At 52.8% G+C, this 18,018-nt stretch carries 13 protein-coding genes and 1 pseudogene; 13 read left to right on the plus strand and 1 reads right to left on the minus strand.

Annotation, left to right across the window (positions count from 1 at the left end):
- The first annotated feature begins 207 nt into the window (after nt 1-207).
- The 5 genes and pseudogenes from PDUR_RS03335 (at nt 208) to PDUR_RS03355 (ending at nt 5,415) form a co-directional block, all read left to right on the plus strand.
- Nucleotides 208-2,351 (plus strand): annotated as a pseudogene (locus tag PDUR_RS03335) (DNA topoisomerase 3).
- Nucleotides 2,352-2,748: 397 nt separating this feature from the next.
- The gene (locus tag PDUR_RS03340) at nt 2,749-3,126 is read left to right on the plus strand and encodes a winged helix-turn-helix transcriptional regulator (RefSeq protein WP_042205091.1); all 378 of its coding nucleotides are present in this window, start codon (nt 2,749-2,751) and stop codon (nt 3,124-3,126) included.
- A gap of 162 nt (nt 3,127-3,288) precedes the next feature.
- Nucleotides 3,289-4,515 (plus strand): MFS transporter, encoded by a 1,227-nt coding sequence (locus PDUR_RS03345; RefSeq protein WP_081949373.1) that lies wholly within the window; start codon nt 3,289-3,291, stop codon nt 4,513-4,515.
- Between the two features lie 159 nt (nt 4,516-4,674).
- Entirely contained in the window at nt 4,675-4,938 is a 264-nt protein-coding gene (locus PDUR_RS03350) for a DUF1294 domain-containing protein (protein ID WP_025689264.1), read from the plus strand.
- Nucleotides 4,939-4,980: 42 nt separating this feature from the next.
- On the plus strand, nt 4,981-5,415 hold the full coding sequence (locus tag PDUR_RS03355) for a universal stress protein (RefSeq protein ID WP_042205093.1): 435 nt from the start codon (nt 4,981-4,983) through the stop codon (nt 5,413-5,415).
- 96 nt (nt 5,416-5,511) lie between these two features.
- Here the strand turns inward: PDUR_RS03355 and PDUR_RS03360 are convergent, their stop codons facing one another.
- On the minus strand, nt 5,512-6,084 hold the full coding sequence (locus tag PDUR_RS03360) for a nitroreductase family protein (RefSeq protein WP_042205094.1): 573 nt from the start codon (nt 6,082-6,084) through the stop codon (nt 5,512-5,514).
- Between the two features lie 528 nt (nt 6,085-6,612).
- On the opposite strand from PDUR_RS03360, the gene PDUR_RS03365 reads away from it, so the two are divergent.
- The 8 genes from PDUR_RS03365 to PDUR_RS03405 all read left to right on the plus strand — a co-directional run bounded on the left by PDUR_RS03365 (nt 6,613) and on the right by PDUR_RS03405 (nt 17,876).
- Nucleotides 6,613-7,065 (plus strand): hypothetical protein, encoded by a 453-nt coding sequence (locus PDUR_RS03365; protein ID WP_156130265.1) that lies wholly within the window; start codon nt 6,613-6,615, stop codon nt 7,063-7,065.
- Nucleotides 7,066-7,078: 13 nt separating this feature from the next.
- On the plus strand, nt 7,079-7,675 hold the full coding sequence (locus PDUR_RS03370; RefSeq protein ID WP_042205096.1) for an ECF transporter S component: 597 nt from the start codon (nt 7,079-7,081) through the stop codon (nt 7,673-7,675).
- A 3-nt stretch (nt 7,676-7,678) separates the two neighbouring features.
- Nucleotides 7,679-8,521, plus strand: coding sequence for an energy-coupling factor transporter ATPase (locus PDUR_RS03375; RefSeq protein ID WP_042205097.1), 843 nt, complete (start codon nt 7,679-7,681; stop codon nt 8,519-8,521).
- Nucleotides 8,494-9,408, plus strand: coding sequence for an ATP-binding cassette domain-containing protein (locus PDUR_RS03380; protein WP_042205098.1), 915 nt, complete (start codon nt 8,494-8,496; stop codon nt 9,406-9,408). The genes PDUR_RS03375 and PDUR_RS03380 overlap by 28 nt, the downstream gene beginning before the upstream one ends.
- Nucleotides 9,350-10,135, plus strand: coding sequence for an energy-coupling factor transporter transmembrane component T family protein (locus PDUR_RS03385; protein WP_042205099.1), 786 nt, complete (start codon nt 9,350-9,352; stop codon nt 10,133-10,135). Before PDUR_RS03380 ends, PDUR_RS03385 begins: the two co-directional genes overlap by 59 nt.
- A 17-nt stretch (nt 10,136-10,152) precedes the next feature.
- Nucleotides 10,153-11,382 carry a hypothetical protein gene (locus tag PDUR_RS27050; protein WP_052409977.1) on the plus strand — a complete coding sequence of 410 codons (1,230 nt, stop codon included), beginning with the start codon at nt 10,153-10,155 and terminating at the stop codon, nt 11,380-11,382.
- 104 nt (nt 11,383-11,486) lie between these two features.
- Entirely contained in the window at nt 11,487-15,815 is a 4,329-nt protein-coding gene (locus PDUR_RS03400; protein WP_081949374.1) for an Ig-like domain-containing protein, read from the plus strand.
- Nucleotides 15,816-15,818: 3 nt separating this feature from the next.
- Complete coding sequence (locus tag PDUR_RS03405; protein WP_042205102.1) at nt 15,819-17,876, plus strand: S-layer homology domain-containing protein; 2,058 nt, start codon at nt 15,819-15,821, stop codon at nt 17,874-17,876.
- Nucleotides 17,877-18,018 lie beyond the last annotated feature (142 nt).

The raw sequence follows: 18,018 nt of genomic DNA on the forward strand, positions 1-18,018 counted from the left end.
TAGCTGAACATTTGCCTGCAAACCTGCAGGGGTTTCCAGCTGAATTTTGCGCTGGGAGGAAGAAATGGATGTTCAAGTCGTCATCTATTACAGAATCAGCTTGTCTGAGCAGTAAGGAATTTAACATGCTGTCGTTATGTTCTGAAGTTCCTGGAACCTACACTGTTTTTCTTTGTTATAATGGTTCAAGACGGAAAGGAGCATCCAATGAAAGCATTGATATTAGCGGAGAAGCCGTCAGTAGCGCGCGAGATTGCGCGGGTGATGGGCTGCCGTGAGAAGCAGAAGAGCTATATGGAAGGACCGGGGTATATTGTAACCTGGGCGCTCGGCCATCTGGTGGGTCTGGCGGAGCCTGAGGATTATGATCATAAATTTGCGACATGGGCGCTCGAGGATTTGCCGATTCTGCCGGACCGGATGAAGCTGAAGGTGCTGCGGGAGACGGGCGGACAGTTCAAGGCGGTTCAGCATTTGATGAAGCGCCAGGATGTTGGCGAGCTCATTATCGCGACGGATGCGGCGCGCGAAGGAGAACTGCTGGCGCGTTGGATCATGACCATGGCTCAGTGGAAAAAGCCGTTCCGGCGGCTATGGATCTCTTCCCAGACGGATAAAGCGATCAAGGAAGGCTTTGCGTCGCTTAAGCCGGGCCGGGAGTTCGACCGGCTGTACGAGTCGGCGCGCTGCCGCGCCGAGGCTGACTGGATGGTTGGCCTGAATGTGACGCGGGCGCTGACCACCAAGTTCGGCGCGCCGCTCTCGGCGGGCCGGGTACAGACGCCGACGCTCGGCATGATTATGGACCGGGAACGGGAAATCATGAATTTTCGGTCGCAGGAATTTGATACGCTGACGGCTGACTTCGGGAATTTCCAGGCGCAGTGGAGAGCAAGCGGAGGAGACGGCAGGATTTTTGATAAGGAAAAGAGTACCGCGCTTGCGCAACGGCTCGAAGGGCGGAGCGGTACGCTGGTCAAGGTCCAAAAGAGCGAGAAGAGCGAGCCGCATCCGCTCGCTTACGAATTGACGGAGCTGCAGCGGGATGCGAACCGCAAATTCGGGTTTTCGGCAAAGCAGACGTCGAGCGTGCTTCAGCGGCTGTATGAGCAGCATAAGCTGGTCACGTATCCCCGCACGGATAGCCGGTATTTGACGGCGGACATGACGGGACGCTGAAGGAGCGTCTGGACAGCGTGGCGGTGGGCCCGTACGCGCCCTTGGCGCGGCCACTACTGCGAAAGCCGCTGAACATTACGAAGCGGATTGTCGACGATAGCAAGGTAAGCGATCACCATGCGATTATCCCGACGGAGCAGACTGTACTGCTGAATCAGCTCAGCGCGGAGGAGCGGAAGCTGTACGATCTGATAGTTCGCCGGTTCATCAGCCTGTTCTATCCGCCTGCAAGGTACGACGCTGTAGCGGTGACGGTTACGGTAGACGGGGAAACCTTTACGGCGAAGGGAACGACCGTTAAGGATGCCGGCTGGCGGGAAGTCTACGGCGGCGATCTCAGTACGGACGAAGACGGGGAATCCGAGTCCGGAGGAGGAGAGGCGGAAGGCCACGAGGTGACGCTGCCGGAGCTGCGGCAGGGCGATACGGTATCGATCCGCCGCTGCATGCTGCGCGGCGGACGGACGCAGCCTCCGGGACGCTACAGCGAGGCGGCGCTGCTAACGCAGATGGAGAAGTACGGCCTTGGCACGCCGGCGACCCGCGCCGACATTATCGAGAAGCTCGTATCGTCGGATACGATCGAGCGGCAGGGCAATGTCTTGCATCCGACAGGCAAGGGCAAGCAACTGATCGAGCTGGTTTCCCCGCAGCTGCGCACTCCGGACTTGACGGCCCGCTGGGAGGCCGAACTGGAACGGATTGCCCGCGGCCAAGGAAAGCCGGAGCCATTCCTCCAGGGCATACGCGGCATGGCGAAGGAACTCGTCGCAGAGGTGAAGAACAGCGGCGCCGAATATAAGCCGCATAACGTCTCGAACAGCCACTGCCCGCAGTGCGGCACGCGGCTGCTGGAGAAGAAGTCGAAGCGCGGCAAGCTGCTTGTATGCCCGGCGGATGACTGCGGGTATACCCGCGCCGGAGAGAAGCGGCTGTCGAACCGCCGCTGCCCGCAGTGCCACAAGAAGATGGAATTGAAAGAAGGCAAGGCCGGACTATTCGTGCAGTGCCTTGGCTGCGGCATTACGGAGACGGTGAACAAGGATAGCAAGCATTTGAATAAGCGTGAGCAGCAGAAACTTGTGCAGCAGTACAGCAAGCCGGAAAGCTTAGGCACCAATCTGGGGGATCTGCTAAAAGCCGCTATGGAAGGTAAAAAAGACGGGGAATAATGGCGCCGATAAGCGGTAAAGGCCGAAGCGAAAGTAAAAGTGAAGCTTAGGAGTCAAGAAGAGGCCTAGGACGGAAATCCGTTCATGGCCTCTTTGCACTAAGAACGCATCGGAGCTATAAGCTCCAGGTAAAGAGTGGGGCGTGAGGGAGCATCCAAGCCCTTCTTAAGGAGGGTTATTCAAAATGCTCCAGCACGATCTTTTCTATGGTTCGGCCCATGTGATCTTGCTTAGAAGCTTCGTAAGATTAAGCGGTTCATATGTCCTCCATCTCCCTAAATTTTTTGTGTGCCAATAGAAGAAATGTCCTATAATTAATTTAAATATTCGGCTGCAAAATAATAAGTACACACATTAATGTTATGTAGTATCCATATTGATACCTAGGGGGATTTGTATGCGGAACCGTAAAGTTGGATATGGCGAATGTCCGAATGATCTGGGTTGTCCGGTAGAATATACGCTGGATGTGATCGGAGGCAAATGGAAGGGCGTTCTGCTCTACCACCTGATCGAAGGGGCCAAGCGGTTTAACGAGTTCAGACGGATATGCCCCGCGATTACCCAAAGAATGCTGACCCTGCAGCTGAGAGAACTGGAAGAGGACGGCGTGATCCATCGCGAAGTGTATCATCAGGTGCCGCCCAAGGTCGAATACTCGCTAACGGAGTTTGGCCATACGCTGGTTCCGATTATTCTGTTGATGCGCGATTGGGGCGAGGTGTATAAAAAAAGACCCGGCTCCAGTAACGGACAGCTTCCCTCCACGAAATAACGAATTAGGAATCAAATCAGTACCCGGACGAAGCATCACCCGAAATTTTTTCGAAGGATGTGAACTCGTCACGGTATTAATAAGGAAAGCAGCAAAACGTCCGTGAATACAGCGGAAAGATTGATGAGGCAGGTCATTAAACGAGGGATTGGGTGATTCCAAGTGGCGTTAAGTCAAGCGAGAGTGTCAACACAGGCGGATCCAGCTCCAGAGGGCAGCCGAAGCGGCCGCTTGTTTTTTCTGGTGATTGTTTATTTATTCTGGTTCTCCTCCTATATTTACGTTCCAGTGCTTTCTCCTTATGTGGAGCATCTAGGCGCTTCCTACTTCATGGTAGGCATGGTGCTGGGTGTTTACGGCCTGATGCAGATTTTATTCCGGATGCCTATCGGGATCGGTTCGGACTATCTTAACCGGAGGCGGCCGTTCATATGGCTGGGGCTGATCGCAAGCGGTGCCAGCTGCCTGCTGTTTCTGCTGGGGCCTTATCCCGGCTGGGCGCTTGCGGGACGCGCCGTATCCGGCATTGCGGCAAGCGCATGGGTCGTGTACAGCGTAATGTACGCCGGGTATTTTCCAAAGGAGGAGGCCGGCAGGGCGATGGGAATGCTGCAGTTCACGATGGTAATCGCCCAACTAACCAGCATGATGCTCAGCGGTTACATGGTGGAGCATTGGGGCTGGAATGCCCCGTTCTGGACCGGAGCCGTCGTTGCTGCGCTGGCGCTTCTGATCGGACTGCGTCTGCCTGAGAAGCATGAAGTACGCGGAGAAACCGCGATTAAGCTCGGCGAACTGGTGCCGGTCATGCGGGAACCGGTGCTGGTAAAAGTATCCCTGCTGTCGGTGCTGGCCCACTGCGTGCTGTTCATTACGATGTTCGGATACACGCCCAATCAGGCGCTGAGTCTCGGAGCCGACAAAGAAAGCCTGGGCTGGCTCACACTGGCGTTCATGCTGCCCCACGCGGCGGCGACGCTGTACGGGGCGCGGGTGCTCGGAAGATGGCTGGGCGACCGTGGCACGCTCGTCCTCGGTTTTGCCGGAAGTGCATTATTCACGCTGCTTATCCCGGCAATGCCGAGTTTCGGGACGCTGTGCGCCACCCAGATCGGGAACGGGTTTATGCAGGGGCTGATTTTCCCGCTGCTGCTTGGTAAGTCGGTGTCGGATATCCATCCGCACAAGCGGGCGACGGCGATGGGATTCTATCAGGCGGTGTATGCGCTGGGAATGTCGGGCGGTCCTTTTGTCGCGGGCTGGATGAGTGCGCTGTATGGATTGAGGGGAGGATTTTGGCTAGGGGGGATTGCCGCTGGCTTCGCTGCGCTGCTCTCTTTCATTTGGCTTAGGCAAAAAGATCAGGCAAGCGTCAAAATAAGCGCCTGAGTCCGGCTGTGAATGAAGAGCAGCGCATGTCTGTCTGCAAAAGGAGATAGCGTCAGGAAAGACGGGAAAACAGGCGATTAGAGGCGAAGGTCTTGTTGGTTTTTTGCCTGAAAGGAGAATATAATAAAGATATAGGACGGCAGGGGAAGGGAGCCTGGAATGGTCAAGCTTGTGACGTTGTGGTTTGCGGTCATCAATATTATCGGTTATATGGTCATGTCGGAGGACAAGGATAAAGCCCGAAGCAGACGGGAGCGGGTCCCTGAGAAAACGCTGTTTCTGCTGGCGGCGATCGGCGGGGCTCTCGGCGTGCTTACAGCCATGTACCGCAGACGCCACAAGACGCGGCATATGTCCTTTGTAATCGGCATTCCGCTGCTGCTGCTCCTGAACGTCCTGATATACGGCTATTTTTTGCAATAACTATTTCATCGGCAGGCCAAAACAAAAAAAGAGGTGGCGCACATGTTATTCTCTAAAATCTTGCTCGCCTATGACGGTTCGAAAGCCGCCAACAAAGCGTTGGATCGCGCGGTCGAATTAGCCAAGGTAACGCCGGGGTCCTCCCTGCATGTCGTACACGCATTTGAATTTCCGCGGTTTTTTATCGGGGAAGCTCTCGCGCCTCTACCGGCTTCGGTTAACAAGGATTACTATGATTTGGCGGTACAGACGACGGAAGAAGTGAAGAAACGGCTTGAAACGGAAGGGCTTAACGCAAAAGTTGAGCTGCTGCAAGGTTCGCCTGCAGAGACCATTCTGAAATATGCCAAGGATAACGTCGCGGATATTATCGTGATCGGCAGCAGGGGGCTTGGCGGCATCCGCGAATTCGTGCTCGGGAGCGTCAGCCATAATGTGGTGCAAAGTGCGAAAATTCCGGTGCTGGTCGTAAAATAATAGCTTTGGTGACAAGAAACGACAAGGAACGCTTCGGCGTTCCTTTTTTAATAATGAAGAGGGTATGAAATTCGCGTTAGGGTTCTATGGGACAATTTAAAAATTAATGATGATGTCCTCGAGTTTTCGCTTCGGCACATGGTGAACGCCTTGTTCGTCGCGCCAGTATTTAATATTCTGCGGCTCCGTTACTTCTTCCAGGACAACAACTTCCTTCGGTTTGCCAAGCGCAATAACCAGAATAAGCTCGTACCGCTCCGGAATATCAAGCGCCTCTACTAAAGCCTGTTTATTGCTTGCACCGAACATGCAGCCCCCTAGTCCCTTCTCGCAAGCGCCGAGCAGGATGCTTTGGCAAGCGATTCCATGGTCCCAGAAATGGTTAGCGCTTATCTCTTTGTCGCCCAGCACTACGATGTAAGCCGAAGGTCTCTCGCCCTCCTCCGGTCCGTCCCAATCCGTCAAATAACCCGCCCATCTCAGATGCGGAAAGATCAGGCTGTTCTTCTCTTCATCATGGGAAAGGATGTACTTCAGGGATTGCAAATTGCCTCCGCTGGAAGAAAGGCGCGCCAGATCAATCAGCTCCTCCAAAGTTTCTCGCTCAATTTTAACATCCTCATAAAATCTTCTGTATGTTCGGTTTTTCTTGACAAGCTCTTTAATCACACTCGACTACCTCCATTAATCGGCTTCATGTTCAGCCTGAATAATCAACGGCCTTTAGCCGTTCTTCCTCGTACAGCACATTTCATACCCTCAGTATTTCTATCAGTATACCATGTCTGACTTAGACGGGAATCTATTTCCTCACAGACCTTTTTAGATGCTCAATCCGCCCCTCAATGGAGATGCCTCGGCGGAATAAGCGAATCTCCCCTCCTGCTCTATTCATTACGGTTCATTATACAATGCAAGCTATGAAAAAAATATTAACATTCGGAGTTACTGAACTGGCTGCCATTGAGTGGTTGCAACGGAGAAAAAGGTTAGAGTGTTATATTATATGACTTAATATGTAGTGCTATGTTACGCATCTTCGACAAAACATTCTATGTAATGACACAATTATATTCAATTATACCTTGGTATAATCAAATATAATAAAACATACACAATGAGTTCAAAAACAATGTTAACACGTATGACATTTATATTTAATTATCTCCAAATAGAGAAATGTGTGGTGACAAAGTTGTGAATACGAGATCTTTGAAAATACGAATCTTGATAGGGTTGTTATTCATTGCGCTGATTCTTCCTTCAGCCTACTTATTGGAAAAGCTGTCCCGGGAAAAAGGGCTCGAGTCAGGCGCGATCATCAAGGTGCAGGACAAGCTTTCCGGTTCGCTGGTGTCGCTTATGGGGGTGGATGTGCTGGAATCGCTGATGAATCAGCAATATCCCGGCGATCCAGGTGCCAAGGGACCGACGCTGCTCTATGCGATCGGCGCGTCGGGATTAAGCGGCTATAGACAGGTGGAAATAAAGGGCTTGAAAGAGGAAAAAGTGTTTCTGGCGGACGAACAAAGCTTGAGTCAATCCTATGTGCTGGCCTTTAATGAACACGGAACTGTCGACCTGATCGATCTGAAATCTCAGGGTCCGCCAATTGTTCAAGATGTAAGAGAAATTAACAAGATTGAATAGAGGGGTGGAGAAAATGGAGGATAATCCGGGGCAAGCGCATGATGAGAAGCTTTCGGGAAGATTAGCCGGGGTGCAGAGTCGGTTTCTGTTCAAGCTCGGCTTGGCGGACGTGCTTCGGTTTACGATGTTCGGCACGATGATTGTCGTGGTCAACGATGTGACGCGGCTCCCGCTGCAGATTCCGGGACACACAAGCATCTTCTGGATGGCGATTATGCTGCTGGGAGCAGGGCTGATTCCCAAATTTGGAGGCGGAATGATTATGGGGTCTGTCTCCGGCGTACTGGCGGTGGTGCTTGGACTTGGCAAAGAAGGAATCTTCATTTTCTTCAAATACTTTGTTCCGGGCCTTGTAGTGGACCTGCTTGCGCCTGTGTTTTTTTATCAAATGGCCAATCCCTTCGTCGGTGTCATCTGTGGAGCTTTGGCTAGTCTGTCGAAGCTGTTCATATCTTTGCTCTTGGGTCTTCTGCTGCAGCTGCCGATGGGCTTTCTCGCTTTGGGCTTAGGATATACTTCCCTGACCCATGTTGCATTCGGGGCCGCAGGGGGACTGGTTGCCGTCTTCCTCATTAATCGGCTGAAGCCCAGACTGGTCAGATGGGAATAGAGCATGATTCAGGTGAGGGGAGTTTCCAAAACCGTTCATTCCGCAACCGGTGAGGCTGTTCCTATTTTGCAGGATGTATCCTTTCAAATTGGCGGAGGTGAGTTTGTCGGTCTGGCAGGCAGAAACGGGTCGGGCAAGACCACACTGGCCCGTATGTTGAACGGACTGCAGCAGCCCACTCGCGGCACGGTGCTGATTGATGGGTTTGATACAGCGGATTACTCTTGTCTGATGGATGTCCGGCGGCTGACGGGGATGGTTTTTCAACATCCGGACAATCAGATCGTCAGCTCCATAGTCGAGGAGGACGTCGCATTCGGTCCGGAAAATTTGGGGCTGTCACAAGGTGAGGTGAAGGAACGCACCGACTGGGCGCTGCAGGCAACGGGTCTGACGGAGCTCCGTCACCGAAATCCGAATTTGCTGTCGGGGGGGCAGAAGCAGCGGGTGGCGATTGCCGGAGCTCTTGCGATGAGGCCGTCCCATCTCATCCTTGATGAACCGACCTCGATGCTTGATCCATGGGGCAGGGATGAACTGATGGAAACTTTACATAAGGTAAACCGCGAGCTTGGCGTAACCGTGCTGCTCATCTCCCACCATGTGGAAGATCTGTTGTGTACAGACCGCCTGATTGTACTGGAGCGGGGAAGGGTGGCGATTGATGACACGCCGGAAGTCGTTTTTGCACAGGAAGAGTCTCTTGCGGATTGGGGGATTGCTATGCCGGATGTCCCGTTCCTGATGCGCAGGCTTGCAGCCAGAGGGATACCGGCCGATGCATCGGTCGTTAGGGTTGAAGGAATGGTGGAGTGGATATGCCGATTATTGAATTCCAGCATGTAAGTTACCGGTACGGCCGAGGCTCCTTGGATGAAAGACAAGCGCTGAACGATATAACGTTCGCGGTGGAGCCGGGTGAGTTCATCGGCATAGTCGGTTCGAATGGCTCCGGCAAATCGACGCTTGTTCAGCATATAAACGGGCTTCTATGCCCGGATGAGGGATATGTAACGGTTTTGGGGAAGAAGACATCGGACAGGCAGCACCGAAATGGACTTTGGCGGAAAGTGGGCCTGCTATTCCAATATCCGGAGCAGCAGTTATTTGAAGCGACTGTGATCGATGATGTTGCTTACGGACTGCGGAACATGGGGATGAAGCAGGCGGATGCGGCGGCAAGAGCGAGAGAGGCGCTGTCTCTTGTCGGCCTTAACCCGGATGAGGTTGGGGCTGTTCCTCCTCTGTCATTAAGCGGAGGGCAGCGGCGCAGGGCGGCTATCGCCGGTGTGCTTGCCATGAAGCCGGATATCCTCATTCTTGATGAAGCGACGGCCGGACTTGACGGACCGGGGAAGACCGATATTTTGTCTCTGGTCAAGCGGCTTCAGCAAGAGATGGGCATGACGGTTCTCATGATTTCCCACAGTATGCGGGAGGTGATGGCGCTTGCTGATAAGATCGCCGTACTTGCCGATGGGCGGCTCGCGGCATGGGGCAGCACCCGTGATGTGATGCGTGAAGAAATGATGAGCAGCAGCCCCGGTTTGTTTTTTTCGGAATATGCCCTGGTGTTGATCAAGCTTGCGGAGCTAGGGTACCCGGTAAATACAGGTGTACGGTCACGGGAAGAAGCGCTCGAAGAATTGCTTACTTTGATAGGGAGGAAGGGACATGAAAGGCGTGAAGCTCGGGCAGTTCATGCAGGGAGATACGGTCATCCACAGGCTTGATCCGCGAACGAAGATTATAGGCTGTCTCGCATTGACGTTCACCGTACTGCTCAAGGCGGATGCATTCATCGTCTTGATTGATGCGGCGCTGCTCGTGCTTGGTTTTCAACTGGCGCAAGTCCCTCTGAACCGGATGCTCCGGCGGCTTCGCGGCTTGTGGCTGCTGCTCGGGCTATCGTTCGTGCTTCAGGCGGTGATTACGGACGGGCAAGCGCTTCTTGCAGTGCATGGAGTGACAGTTACCAGGGAGGGAGTTATACAGGGCGGGCTGACGGTCTTTCGGCTCGCGGCGCTTCTGCTCAGTTCATGCCTTCTGACAATGACGACGTCTCCCATTCAGCTTGCCTCGGGTCTTGAGAAGCTGCTGTCTCCTTTGTCCCGGATTGGTATACCCGTACATAAATTTGCGATGTTGATCAGCATTTCCTTGAGGTTCATTCCGGTGATGAGCGAGGAGGCGGAAATTGTGGCGCGCGCCCAGCGATCCCGCGGCGCTCCGCTTCACTCGAGCCGGTTGTTGATCCGCATCAAAAGTGTGGCGGCCGTGCTGCTTCCTCTGCTGGCTGCTTCCCTGCAGCGGGCGGGAGATCTGGCGGTGGCTATGGAAAGCCGCTGCTACTGGGGAGGCGCGCATTTAAGCAGAGTACAAAGATTGCGATACGGCCATAAGGATTGCGTCATGTTTGGAATTCTCGGGCTGCTGATTCTGTTGTCAGCTTGCCGGTAATAGGGGGATGTATGGTTATGCGATATAACGTAATGAAGCGGTACATAGTGGCGGTCTTACTGCTTATGTGGATGGTACTAACGGTACAGCCGGTCTACGCCGGTGATGGCGACGGTACCGGGTCTGGCGGGGGAACTTCCGGGGCGAAGCCGCTGAAGTTCGTCTCGGCAACGCTTGTAGACGAAAAGACGAGCATCGTCGATGCTTCGGATATTCCGCTGAAGCCGAAATTTCGGTTGTTGTTTGACAAGAACGTAGTCAACAGCACGGTATGGGGAATTAACCGGGAGTGCTTCACGCTGTCTTCAGACAATGGAGCAGTATCAATTGAAGTGACCAAAGTGGACGATACGATTGATCCTTCCCAGCGGCAGGCCGTATTTGTGGAGCCGGTCAGTGCTCTGGCTCCCGGAGTAAGCTACAGTCTGAAGGTTGGTCCTGAACTGGTCGCCAAAAACGGGGTCTCCACCTTGGGCGGCACGACTTCGGGCCATGGCGTAACGATTGCTTTTACAACGAAGCGGGAGGAACAGGCAAAAGCGCCAAGCGTTCCTGCTAAGGCGGAGACGACTGCTGCTCCAAGCCCTAAGGCGCCAAGCGTCCCCGCTGGGCAGAAGGTGCAGAGTGCCGCAAAACCGAAGGCGGCAAGCGTAAGTACCGCTCCTAAAGAAGCGTCCGGGCAGAAGGCTAAGGCGACTGCAGCGGGCGCAGCGGAAGGGTCGGGGGAGAGCAAGAAGACAAAGAGCGATCAGGCGCCTGCCGCCAGCAAGCCGGCAGGAAGTGGTGCTGCAGGGACCGATATTGCTGCGAGCGCGGCTCCCGCCAATAAGACTGCCGCCAGTGCGGCTCCCGCCAATAAAGCTGCTGAAAGCACGGCTGCCCCTAGCTCCCCTGCGCAGACGGCAAAACCGGCGGCGCAGGAGAGCCAGACCCCGGCTAGCGGGACCCAAGCGACAGCTGCCGCTACGGCTTCTCCGCAAAGGCCGGAGGCCACTGAAGCGCCTGCGGCTGCACAGGCTCAACCGGGAAATATGCCGGAGCCTTCCGCAAAGGCCGGGGCAGGAGAGGCGGCTTCGGCTGAGCCGGAAGCGGCAGCAACTCTTTCCGATACAGGAAGTACCGATCCCCACTGGCGTCTGATGATGATTGTCCTGGTCGTGCTGCTCGCGGGATGGGCAGCCGCGGAATTGCTGTATTTCCGGCGCAGACGGGCCGGTAAGCGGTCGGGCAACCAGAATGATTCCTAGATTGGCAGAATACGAGCAATGAATCCAAAGGGGAGGAATGCGGGGGAGAAAGACATATATAGCCAGTACTGTACTTAATCATTAACAGGATAGGGGGCAATTCCATGCAACAAGTTTGGAGGAAGCGGAGAAGTTCAATTTTTAAGATGTTAATGGCATTTGTGCTTGCGTTTGTGAGTTTGGTTCCTTCAGGAGCGGTGTTTGCAGCTGGGCTTAGTCTAACAAGCTTTAAGCTGAATAATTCAACTACTATGCAAGCATCAGCGGACCCGGGCGCTAATGTAGACATTCCGCTGAGCGGCTATTTTTCAGCTGCTTTTTCAAATGCAGTATTAGGATACGGCACGCCGCCGAACAAGAATTACACAATAGACAATAGATCAAAGGTAAAGCTGGAAAGGGTTGTTAATGGAAGCCGTGTTCCGGCGGAGATCAAGGTTGAGGACGGTCTAATGGGCCAGCCGTTAACATTGACATTCAATGGACTGGCGGCAGGAAGCCAATATATCTTAACGCTAATTGGAGATCATGGCGGAGTTAAAGGGATCACAGCTAATAATAATACCAATTCACTGGGCGCTGATATTGAAATCGGGTTTACAACGGTCGGGCCAGTAGCACCGTCCATACCATCGTTTACGGCGGCGACGCTGCTTGGAAATGAACTGACGCTCAGAGGACTGCCGAATAACGCGGCTAATCTGGAATATTCGTATGCCAAAGATGGAATGAGCTACGGCGCATGGTCTGATCTGGCGGTAACGGGTACAACGGCAACGCTGCAGGTAGTGAACGAATCGGACAACAGTTCCGTAACCAACTCAGTGTACGCCCCGGTAACTCCGGAAGTAAGCAAAGTGCAGGTGCGTGTCAAGGCTAATCCTGAGCTGAATACCCCTGAGGGGGAGAGTGCCGTCCAAACGGTAACGACGACTCCTCCAACACCGGGCGCTCCATCTCTTATCGCAGCGGCTCTCACCGGGACGCAATTAATCTTGAAAGGTCTTCCCGAGGGAGCGGCGAATCTGGAATACAGCCTGGCTGAAGATGGAAGCGGCTTTGGTTCATGGAACACTCTGGACGTGCCGCACACGGTTAGCGGAGTGACATATGCTTATATCGATGCTTCAACGCTAAGCCTCACTTCTGGCGTAAGCCAAGTTAAAGTTCGCGCCAAGGCGGATGACGCCGCCAATGTTCCGTCTGGCGAGATTGCTTCGGCGACGGTTCTGCTGGCGTTACAGGTAGAGACGCCGATTGAGGAAGGGAAGACGTATATTTTTGAGTCCGGATTGAAAGTACAAGCGGAAAAGCTGAATCCGGGTGTAAATACGATTACCGTCGAGGATGCCAGACCGAAGGTCCATCCTTATAATGATGATCCGGTATTTCCGCAGATTGATGGAATAGGGCCGGTATATGGCGTTCTTCTCAAAGGCCCTGGCGAGCGCGGTACCAAAAAAGTAACGATGACCGTTCCGATCTCGAATGTCATTCCGGACAACATGCTTGCGAAGAGTGGGGTGTACGACGGAAGAAACCAGTTGATGCCTAACGGAATCGACGAGAATGGGCAGTCGGAGGCATGGACATATCAGAACGATACGGACCGCTCCAAGGTGGACAATCGGATCTTTACCTTCTCCACCGATGACTTCACTGAAGCAGGCAAATACCATATGTACACTGAATTATATGACCCCCAGATCGCTAATCTTCCAGAGATTTATCCGCAGGGTTATGTACAGGGGCCTGACGGAAGAATGGCCATCAAGCTTCAAATAAATCCAGGCGAGGACGGTACCGGGATATCCGAATGGAACCTTTACAGGGATGGCAAATTCATTGCTCAAATCGGTGACCGGACATCTTATATAGGGTTAAAGAGAGAAGATTTTGTCTATTACGATTACAATGTGGAGGCAGGGAAGGTCTACGAATATAAGGCAAGAAATTATGATGTCTATAATAATACCGAGCCCATTATCGAGCTGTCACACCCGTTTCTTGCCGCTGCAATGACGGATGAGGAAATTACCAATAAATTAAAAACGGATATTGAAAGCGGGGCGCTGCCGTTCCAGTATACGGACGGGGATTCCAGGCAATCCGTTACACAGGGGTTTCTTCTGAATTTTAGAGCTCCTTCTGACTATAAGTATGATGATCTTGTAAATGTTGAATGGACGAGCGACCGGCCTGATATCATCCGGACAGATAATGTAATTGCGCATGTATTCAAGCCTCTTGATGCATCGGAAGTCGTAGTACATTTAACCGGAACTGTAAAAATTGCGGGAAGAGAGTCGGCTACGAAGCTTACTGTTCCTGTTACGGTCAAATGGACCGAGGAGGCTGTCATCGGGGGGATCGCGAATTTCACTGACGAAGATGCGGACCGGTACAGGGAAGAACTGATGGCTGCCATTGAGCGGCCGGAAGTGAAGACGATTATTCTGAAAAATAGGGTTAATTTGAATTCGGATGTTAGTCCAATAATAGACATTGATTTTAAAGGAAAAGCAGTGAAGCTTGCTTCTTATCATAGTCAACCTGGGGATTCTCTGGGTGCGTATACAGGACTCTATTTTACTATGGGTGACGGCAGCGCCATTCGAAATGTTGTCATTGATGCAAACGGAATGGAGTCAAATGCTATAATAGAGGCTGCAGGGAAGGGCTCTTTGCTGGACAACGTAACATTAACCGGTATGGAAAATACATTGTATGGTGTCAGAACATCACGGTATGACAGCCCCACCATTCGAAACAGCACGTTCGGTCCAGCCAAGCTAGCGGGCGTGTATGTAAAGCAGTGGCCGGAAATCTCTTCCCCGGACGGTATGCTGACGATTGAAAATAGTACATTTGACGGTGCAGGGAAGCCCGGTTATGGTGTACTGGTGACTGGCGGCAAGACTGTCATTCGTGACAGCGAGATCAAAGGCTATCGGGGACAATTTGTAACCGGCTGGAACAGCGATAATGAGTTTGACGGATATATTTGGAACTATAAGAAAATTCGTGACGGGTTTATGTCAGCAGGTGTATCCGTGCGGGAGCGGGGACAGATTGAAATGCACGGTAACCGGGTCTCGGATTCGGATACGGGAATTCAAGTGTGGACCGGCGAGCAGTATCGCTATCAGAAATGGGACAATAAGCAACAACAAAACGTGATTATAGGTCCCGAAACGGTGTACGCAACGGTACATGGAACCCGGGTAACCGATGAGTCAACAGCGGCTGCGGCGGTTGAAGCGCTGCAGGCGGATAATGATACGTCGGCCAGCAGCAAGGGGATCACTATCAGCAATGCCCCCGACATGGATCATCCTGTCCTGTGGGCGCAGGCCAAAGATACCGCGTTCCGCATTCTAGACCAACAGCCGGCTCCGTATGCCAAGAGAGTACCGATAGACGGCAGCCTCTCGTTCAGTTTCTCCGAAGATATGAATCCGGCGACAGTTAGCGGCGATACGGTGAAGTTAACAAAATCCGGAAAAGTCGTTCCGGCTGAGGTTGCTTACGATCCGGCAGCACGAAAGGTTACACTTAAGCCAAAGAGCAAGTTAGGGTATGGAACAACATACGTCTTAACGGTAACTAATGCCGTAGCAGATAGCGAAGGTCGCCATCTCCCAGTGAATTACAGTTGGAGCTTCGCGACCGCTCCGCTGGTTACTTTCCTGACACCAGCGGTTGGAAAAGATATTTCGTACGAGGTGGGTACGGATGCTGAACTGAAGATCAGCTTTGCCGCGCCTGTCAAACCGGGCAGCCTTTCGAACGGAGCGGATGTCATTCTGGAGCAGATCGGCACGGCTTCCAATCCATCGGGCGGCAGCAAACGTATCCCGGCCGGTTATACGTTCAGCAGCGATGGAACCGGACTTGTGCTGAAGCCGTCCAAACCGCTTGACGGTGGCGCATATTATAAGCTGACCGTACCAGGAAAGGTTACGGATGCGGACAAAAATGTGATGGGTACGGATTCAAGTGTGACTTTCTATACGAAGCCGGCAGCCTTTACCGATGAGATCAGCTTCACACGAAGCGATGTGCTTAACGCTCCGGTTACAGACAAGCTGGAGCCGGGCAAAGAATACTTGGTTACGGTCAAAGCAAAGAACATGAGCGACGCAATACTTCATGACGCGGCTGTCTACCTTATTGCCCGGGGCGGGAAGGGGGCACGCCTGGAACATGGCGGAGAAGTCATTGCAACAAAGAGTATAAATACCGGCTCCTACCCAGGACCCGACAGATATCTACCGAATTTCACTTTCCTTATTAAAGTGCCTGAAGATATCGAAGGAGACGTCTATGTCGATGTCATGATGCGTGAAAGCTCGAGCTACCGGAACAAGCCAAGAGTGCTGGCGGAGACGAAGCATTTAGTGCTTGGAGTCAACCACGAGGAAGGAAGGTAGCCCATGAAAAAAGTAGCCAGTGCTATTCTTGCCTTATGGATGACCTGTTTCCTGCTGGTTCAGCCGGTATGGGCCGATCCTACTGTGGAAATTGTCACCAACGGCGGGATTACGGCGTACAGCCCCGGCTATGTCATGGTCATTTCAGGAAAGGTAGCGGATGAAGACCTCCCGATGCCTAATACCGATGTGTTCATCCAGGTCTATCCGGAAGGTAAGGAGAACAATGTCATCTTCTACTCGGGAACCAAGACGGATAGTAAAGGGTATTACAAGGCCATCTTCACCTTGCCATCAGGAAGCTCGCTTCCTGATGGCAAGTACAAGATAGCGGTGAACACGGCTCAGGCATCGGCCGAGCAATTGTTCTCAGTTCCCTTAGCCGCTCAAGGGCTGGAGTATATGGGAAGTTCGATCAAGGGAGCGGAGAACGGGTTTGTGGAGCCCGTCCCGGTGGATACCGATCAGATCGCCCTTGTATTTAACAGCAACGTGAACTTTTTTTACAACAAGAATTATCCCGATTTCGTGATCGGGAAGAATGACAATAACGAAGATTCGATCAAGCTCTTTAAGGGGAACACTCCGGTAGCCGTGGATGTGAACTTGATTGACAGCATTGCCAATAGCCCGGCGGTGGATTTGAGTTACTATCAAAAAGGCTCTCAGATCGTATTGCAAGAGACGGACAGCAAGAAAGTTATCCTGCTTTCCCCGGAAAGCGGACTTGAGCCCAATACGGAATACCGGATTTTTATCAGTAAAGACCTGTGTTCCAACAATGGCAGCAAGCTCGGGCAGGATGTGACGCTTTCGTTCAAGACGGGAGAGAGCAAAGCGGTGAACCCGGGTTCCGGCGGTCCGTCAGGCGATAACCCGGGTCCCGCCGATCCGTCAGGTAACAATCCCGGGGCCCCCGAACCGGGCACTCCGGCCGTTCCCGAGAAGGTCGTTCCTGCACCCGATTTAGGGAACATCGTCAAGGACAACGACACGGTCACCCTGGACGTAGATGTGAAGAAAGCAACTGATATACTCAAGGATATCGGCGAAGCCTCTCTTGTAATCGATGTTTCTCAAGAAGCCGGAAAGGACAAAACGGTAAGCCTTCCCGCAGAGGTCGTGAACTTGCTCAAGCAAATGAACAAGCTGACGATCATCAGAGACGGTGAGTTGTCGTTAACGATTCCTCCGGAGGCGCTAATCCAGGGGAAGAAGATGACGTTTAGCAGCTTGCAAGTCTCCGGAGAGGCTCTAACGACGTCTCCTGCGGCAGCCAGACAAAAGGCGGTCTACTCGTTCAGCGCTTCGTCTGACGGGGTCCCGCTTCATAATTTCAACAAAGAGATCCGGGTGACGCTGCCCATTCCCGCAGGAACAGCCGATCGGGATAAATTGGGCGTGTACTACCTGAATGAAGCGTCCGGGCAGTGGGAATATGTCGGCGGCCGGATTAAAGAGGGTAAATTGACCTTTGCAACCAGCCATTTCTCCACCTTCATGGTGGCGGAATCCGAGAAGACCTTTGCGGATATTCAATCCCACTGGGCCAAGAAGGAGATCGAAGTGATGGTGGCGCGTCATGTCATCAAGGGAATCAACGAAACCTCCTTTGCCCCTAAAAGCAATATCACCCGTGCGGAGTTCGCTTCCCTGCTGTCCAGAGTACTAAACCTTGCGGATGCGGACGCAGGCAACGCCTTTAAGGATGTTGCAGCCGGCGCGTGGTATGCAAGCGATGTGAACAAAGCTGTCAAGGCGGGAATCATTAAAGGCTCGGACGGACGTTTCCGCCCTAGCGACAAGATTTCCCGGCAGGAAATGGCTGTAATGATTGACCGGGCGTACACTTATGCCGGAGGTAAGGTAAGCACTCTGAGCAATACGGCATTTACCGATAACGAACGCATTGGCGCATGGGCGAGTGATGCGGTGAAGAGCGTCTACACTCTGGGGATCATTAAAGGACGCCCGAACGGCAGCTTCGGCCCCGCGGATAATGCAAGCCGCGCCGAAGGCGCAGTCATGCTGAAATCACTGATGGACAAGCGCGGTCTGTAAAATAGCAGAGAACTGAAGGTTAAGAGTGAAAATGGATGGTGGCCTGACGGTTAAGAGGGCCCCTTCCATGACAAAGAACCCTGCCACTGCTGAAAGTAGCTTGGCAGGGTTCTTTGTATTCATATAATCCGGATGAAAAGTT

Origin of the sequence: Paenibacillus durus (assembly GCF_000756615.1) — a bacterium.
In the GTDB taxonomy this organism is placed as follows: Bacteria; Bacillota; Bacilli; order Paenibacillales; family Paenibacillaceae; genus Paenibacillus_AQ; species Paenibacillus_AQ durus.

Bases quoted from the DNA above. Each gene is read 5' to 3' on its own strand.
- PDUR_RS03340 (WP_042205091.1), top strand. From the start codon at position 2,749: ATGCGGAACCGTAAAGTTGGATATGGCGAATGTCCGAATGATCTGGGT.
- PDUR_RS03350 (WP_025689264.1), top strand. From the start codon at position 4,675: ATGGTCAAGCTTGTGACGTTGTGGTTTGCGGTCATCAATATTATCGGT.
- PDUR_RS03355 (WP_042205093.1), top strand. From the start codon at position 4,981: ATGTTATTCTCTAAAATCTTGCTCGCCTATGACGGTTCGAAAGCCGCC.
- PDUR_RS03370 (WP_042205096.1), top strand. From the start codon at position 7,079: ATGGAGGATAATCCGGGGCAAGCGCATGATGAGAAGCTTTCGGGAAGA.
- PDUR_RS03375 (WP_042205097.1), top strand. From the start codon at position 7,679: ATGATTCAGGTGAGGGGAGTTTCCAAAACCGTTCATTCCGCAACCGGT.
- PDUR_RS03380 (WP_042205098.1), top strand. From the start codon at position 8,494: ATGCCGATTATTGAATTCCAGCATGTAAGTTACCGGTACGGCCGAGGC.
- PDUR_RS03385 (WP_042205099.1), top strand. From the start codon at position 9,350: ATGAAAGGCGTGAAGCTCGGGCAGTTCATGCAGGGAGATACGGTCATC.
- PDUR_RS27050 (WP_052409977.1), top strand. From the start codon at position 10,153: ATGCGATATAACGTAATGAAGCGGTACATAGTGGCGGTCTTACTGCTT.
- PDUR_RS03400 (WP_081949374.1), top strand. From the start codon at position 11,487: ATGCAACAAGTTTGGAGGAAGCGGAGAAGTTCAATTTTTAAGATGTTA.
- PDUR_RS03405 (WP_042205102.1), top strand. From the start codon at position 15,819: ATGAAAAAAGTAGCCAGTGCTATTCTTGCCTTATGGATGACCTGTTTC.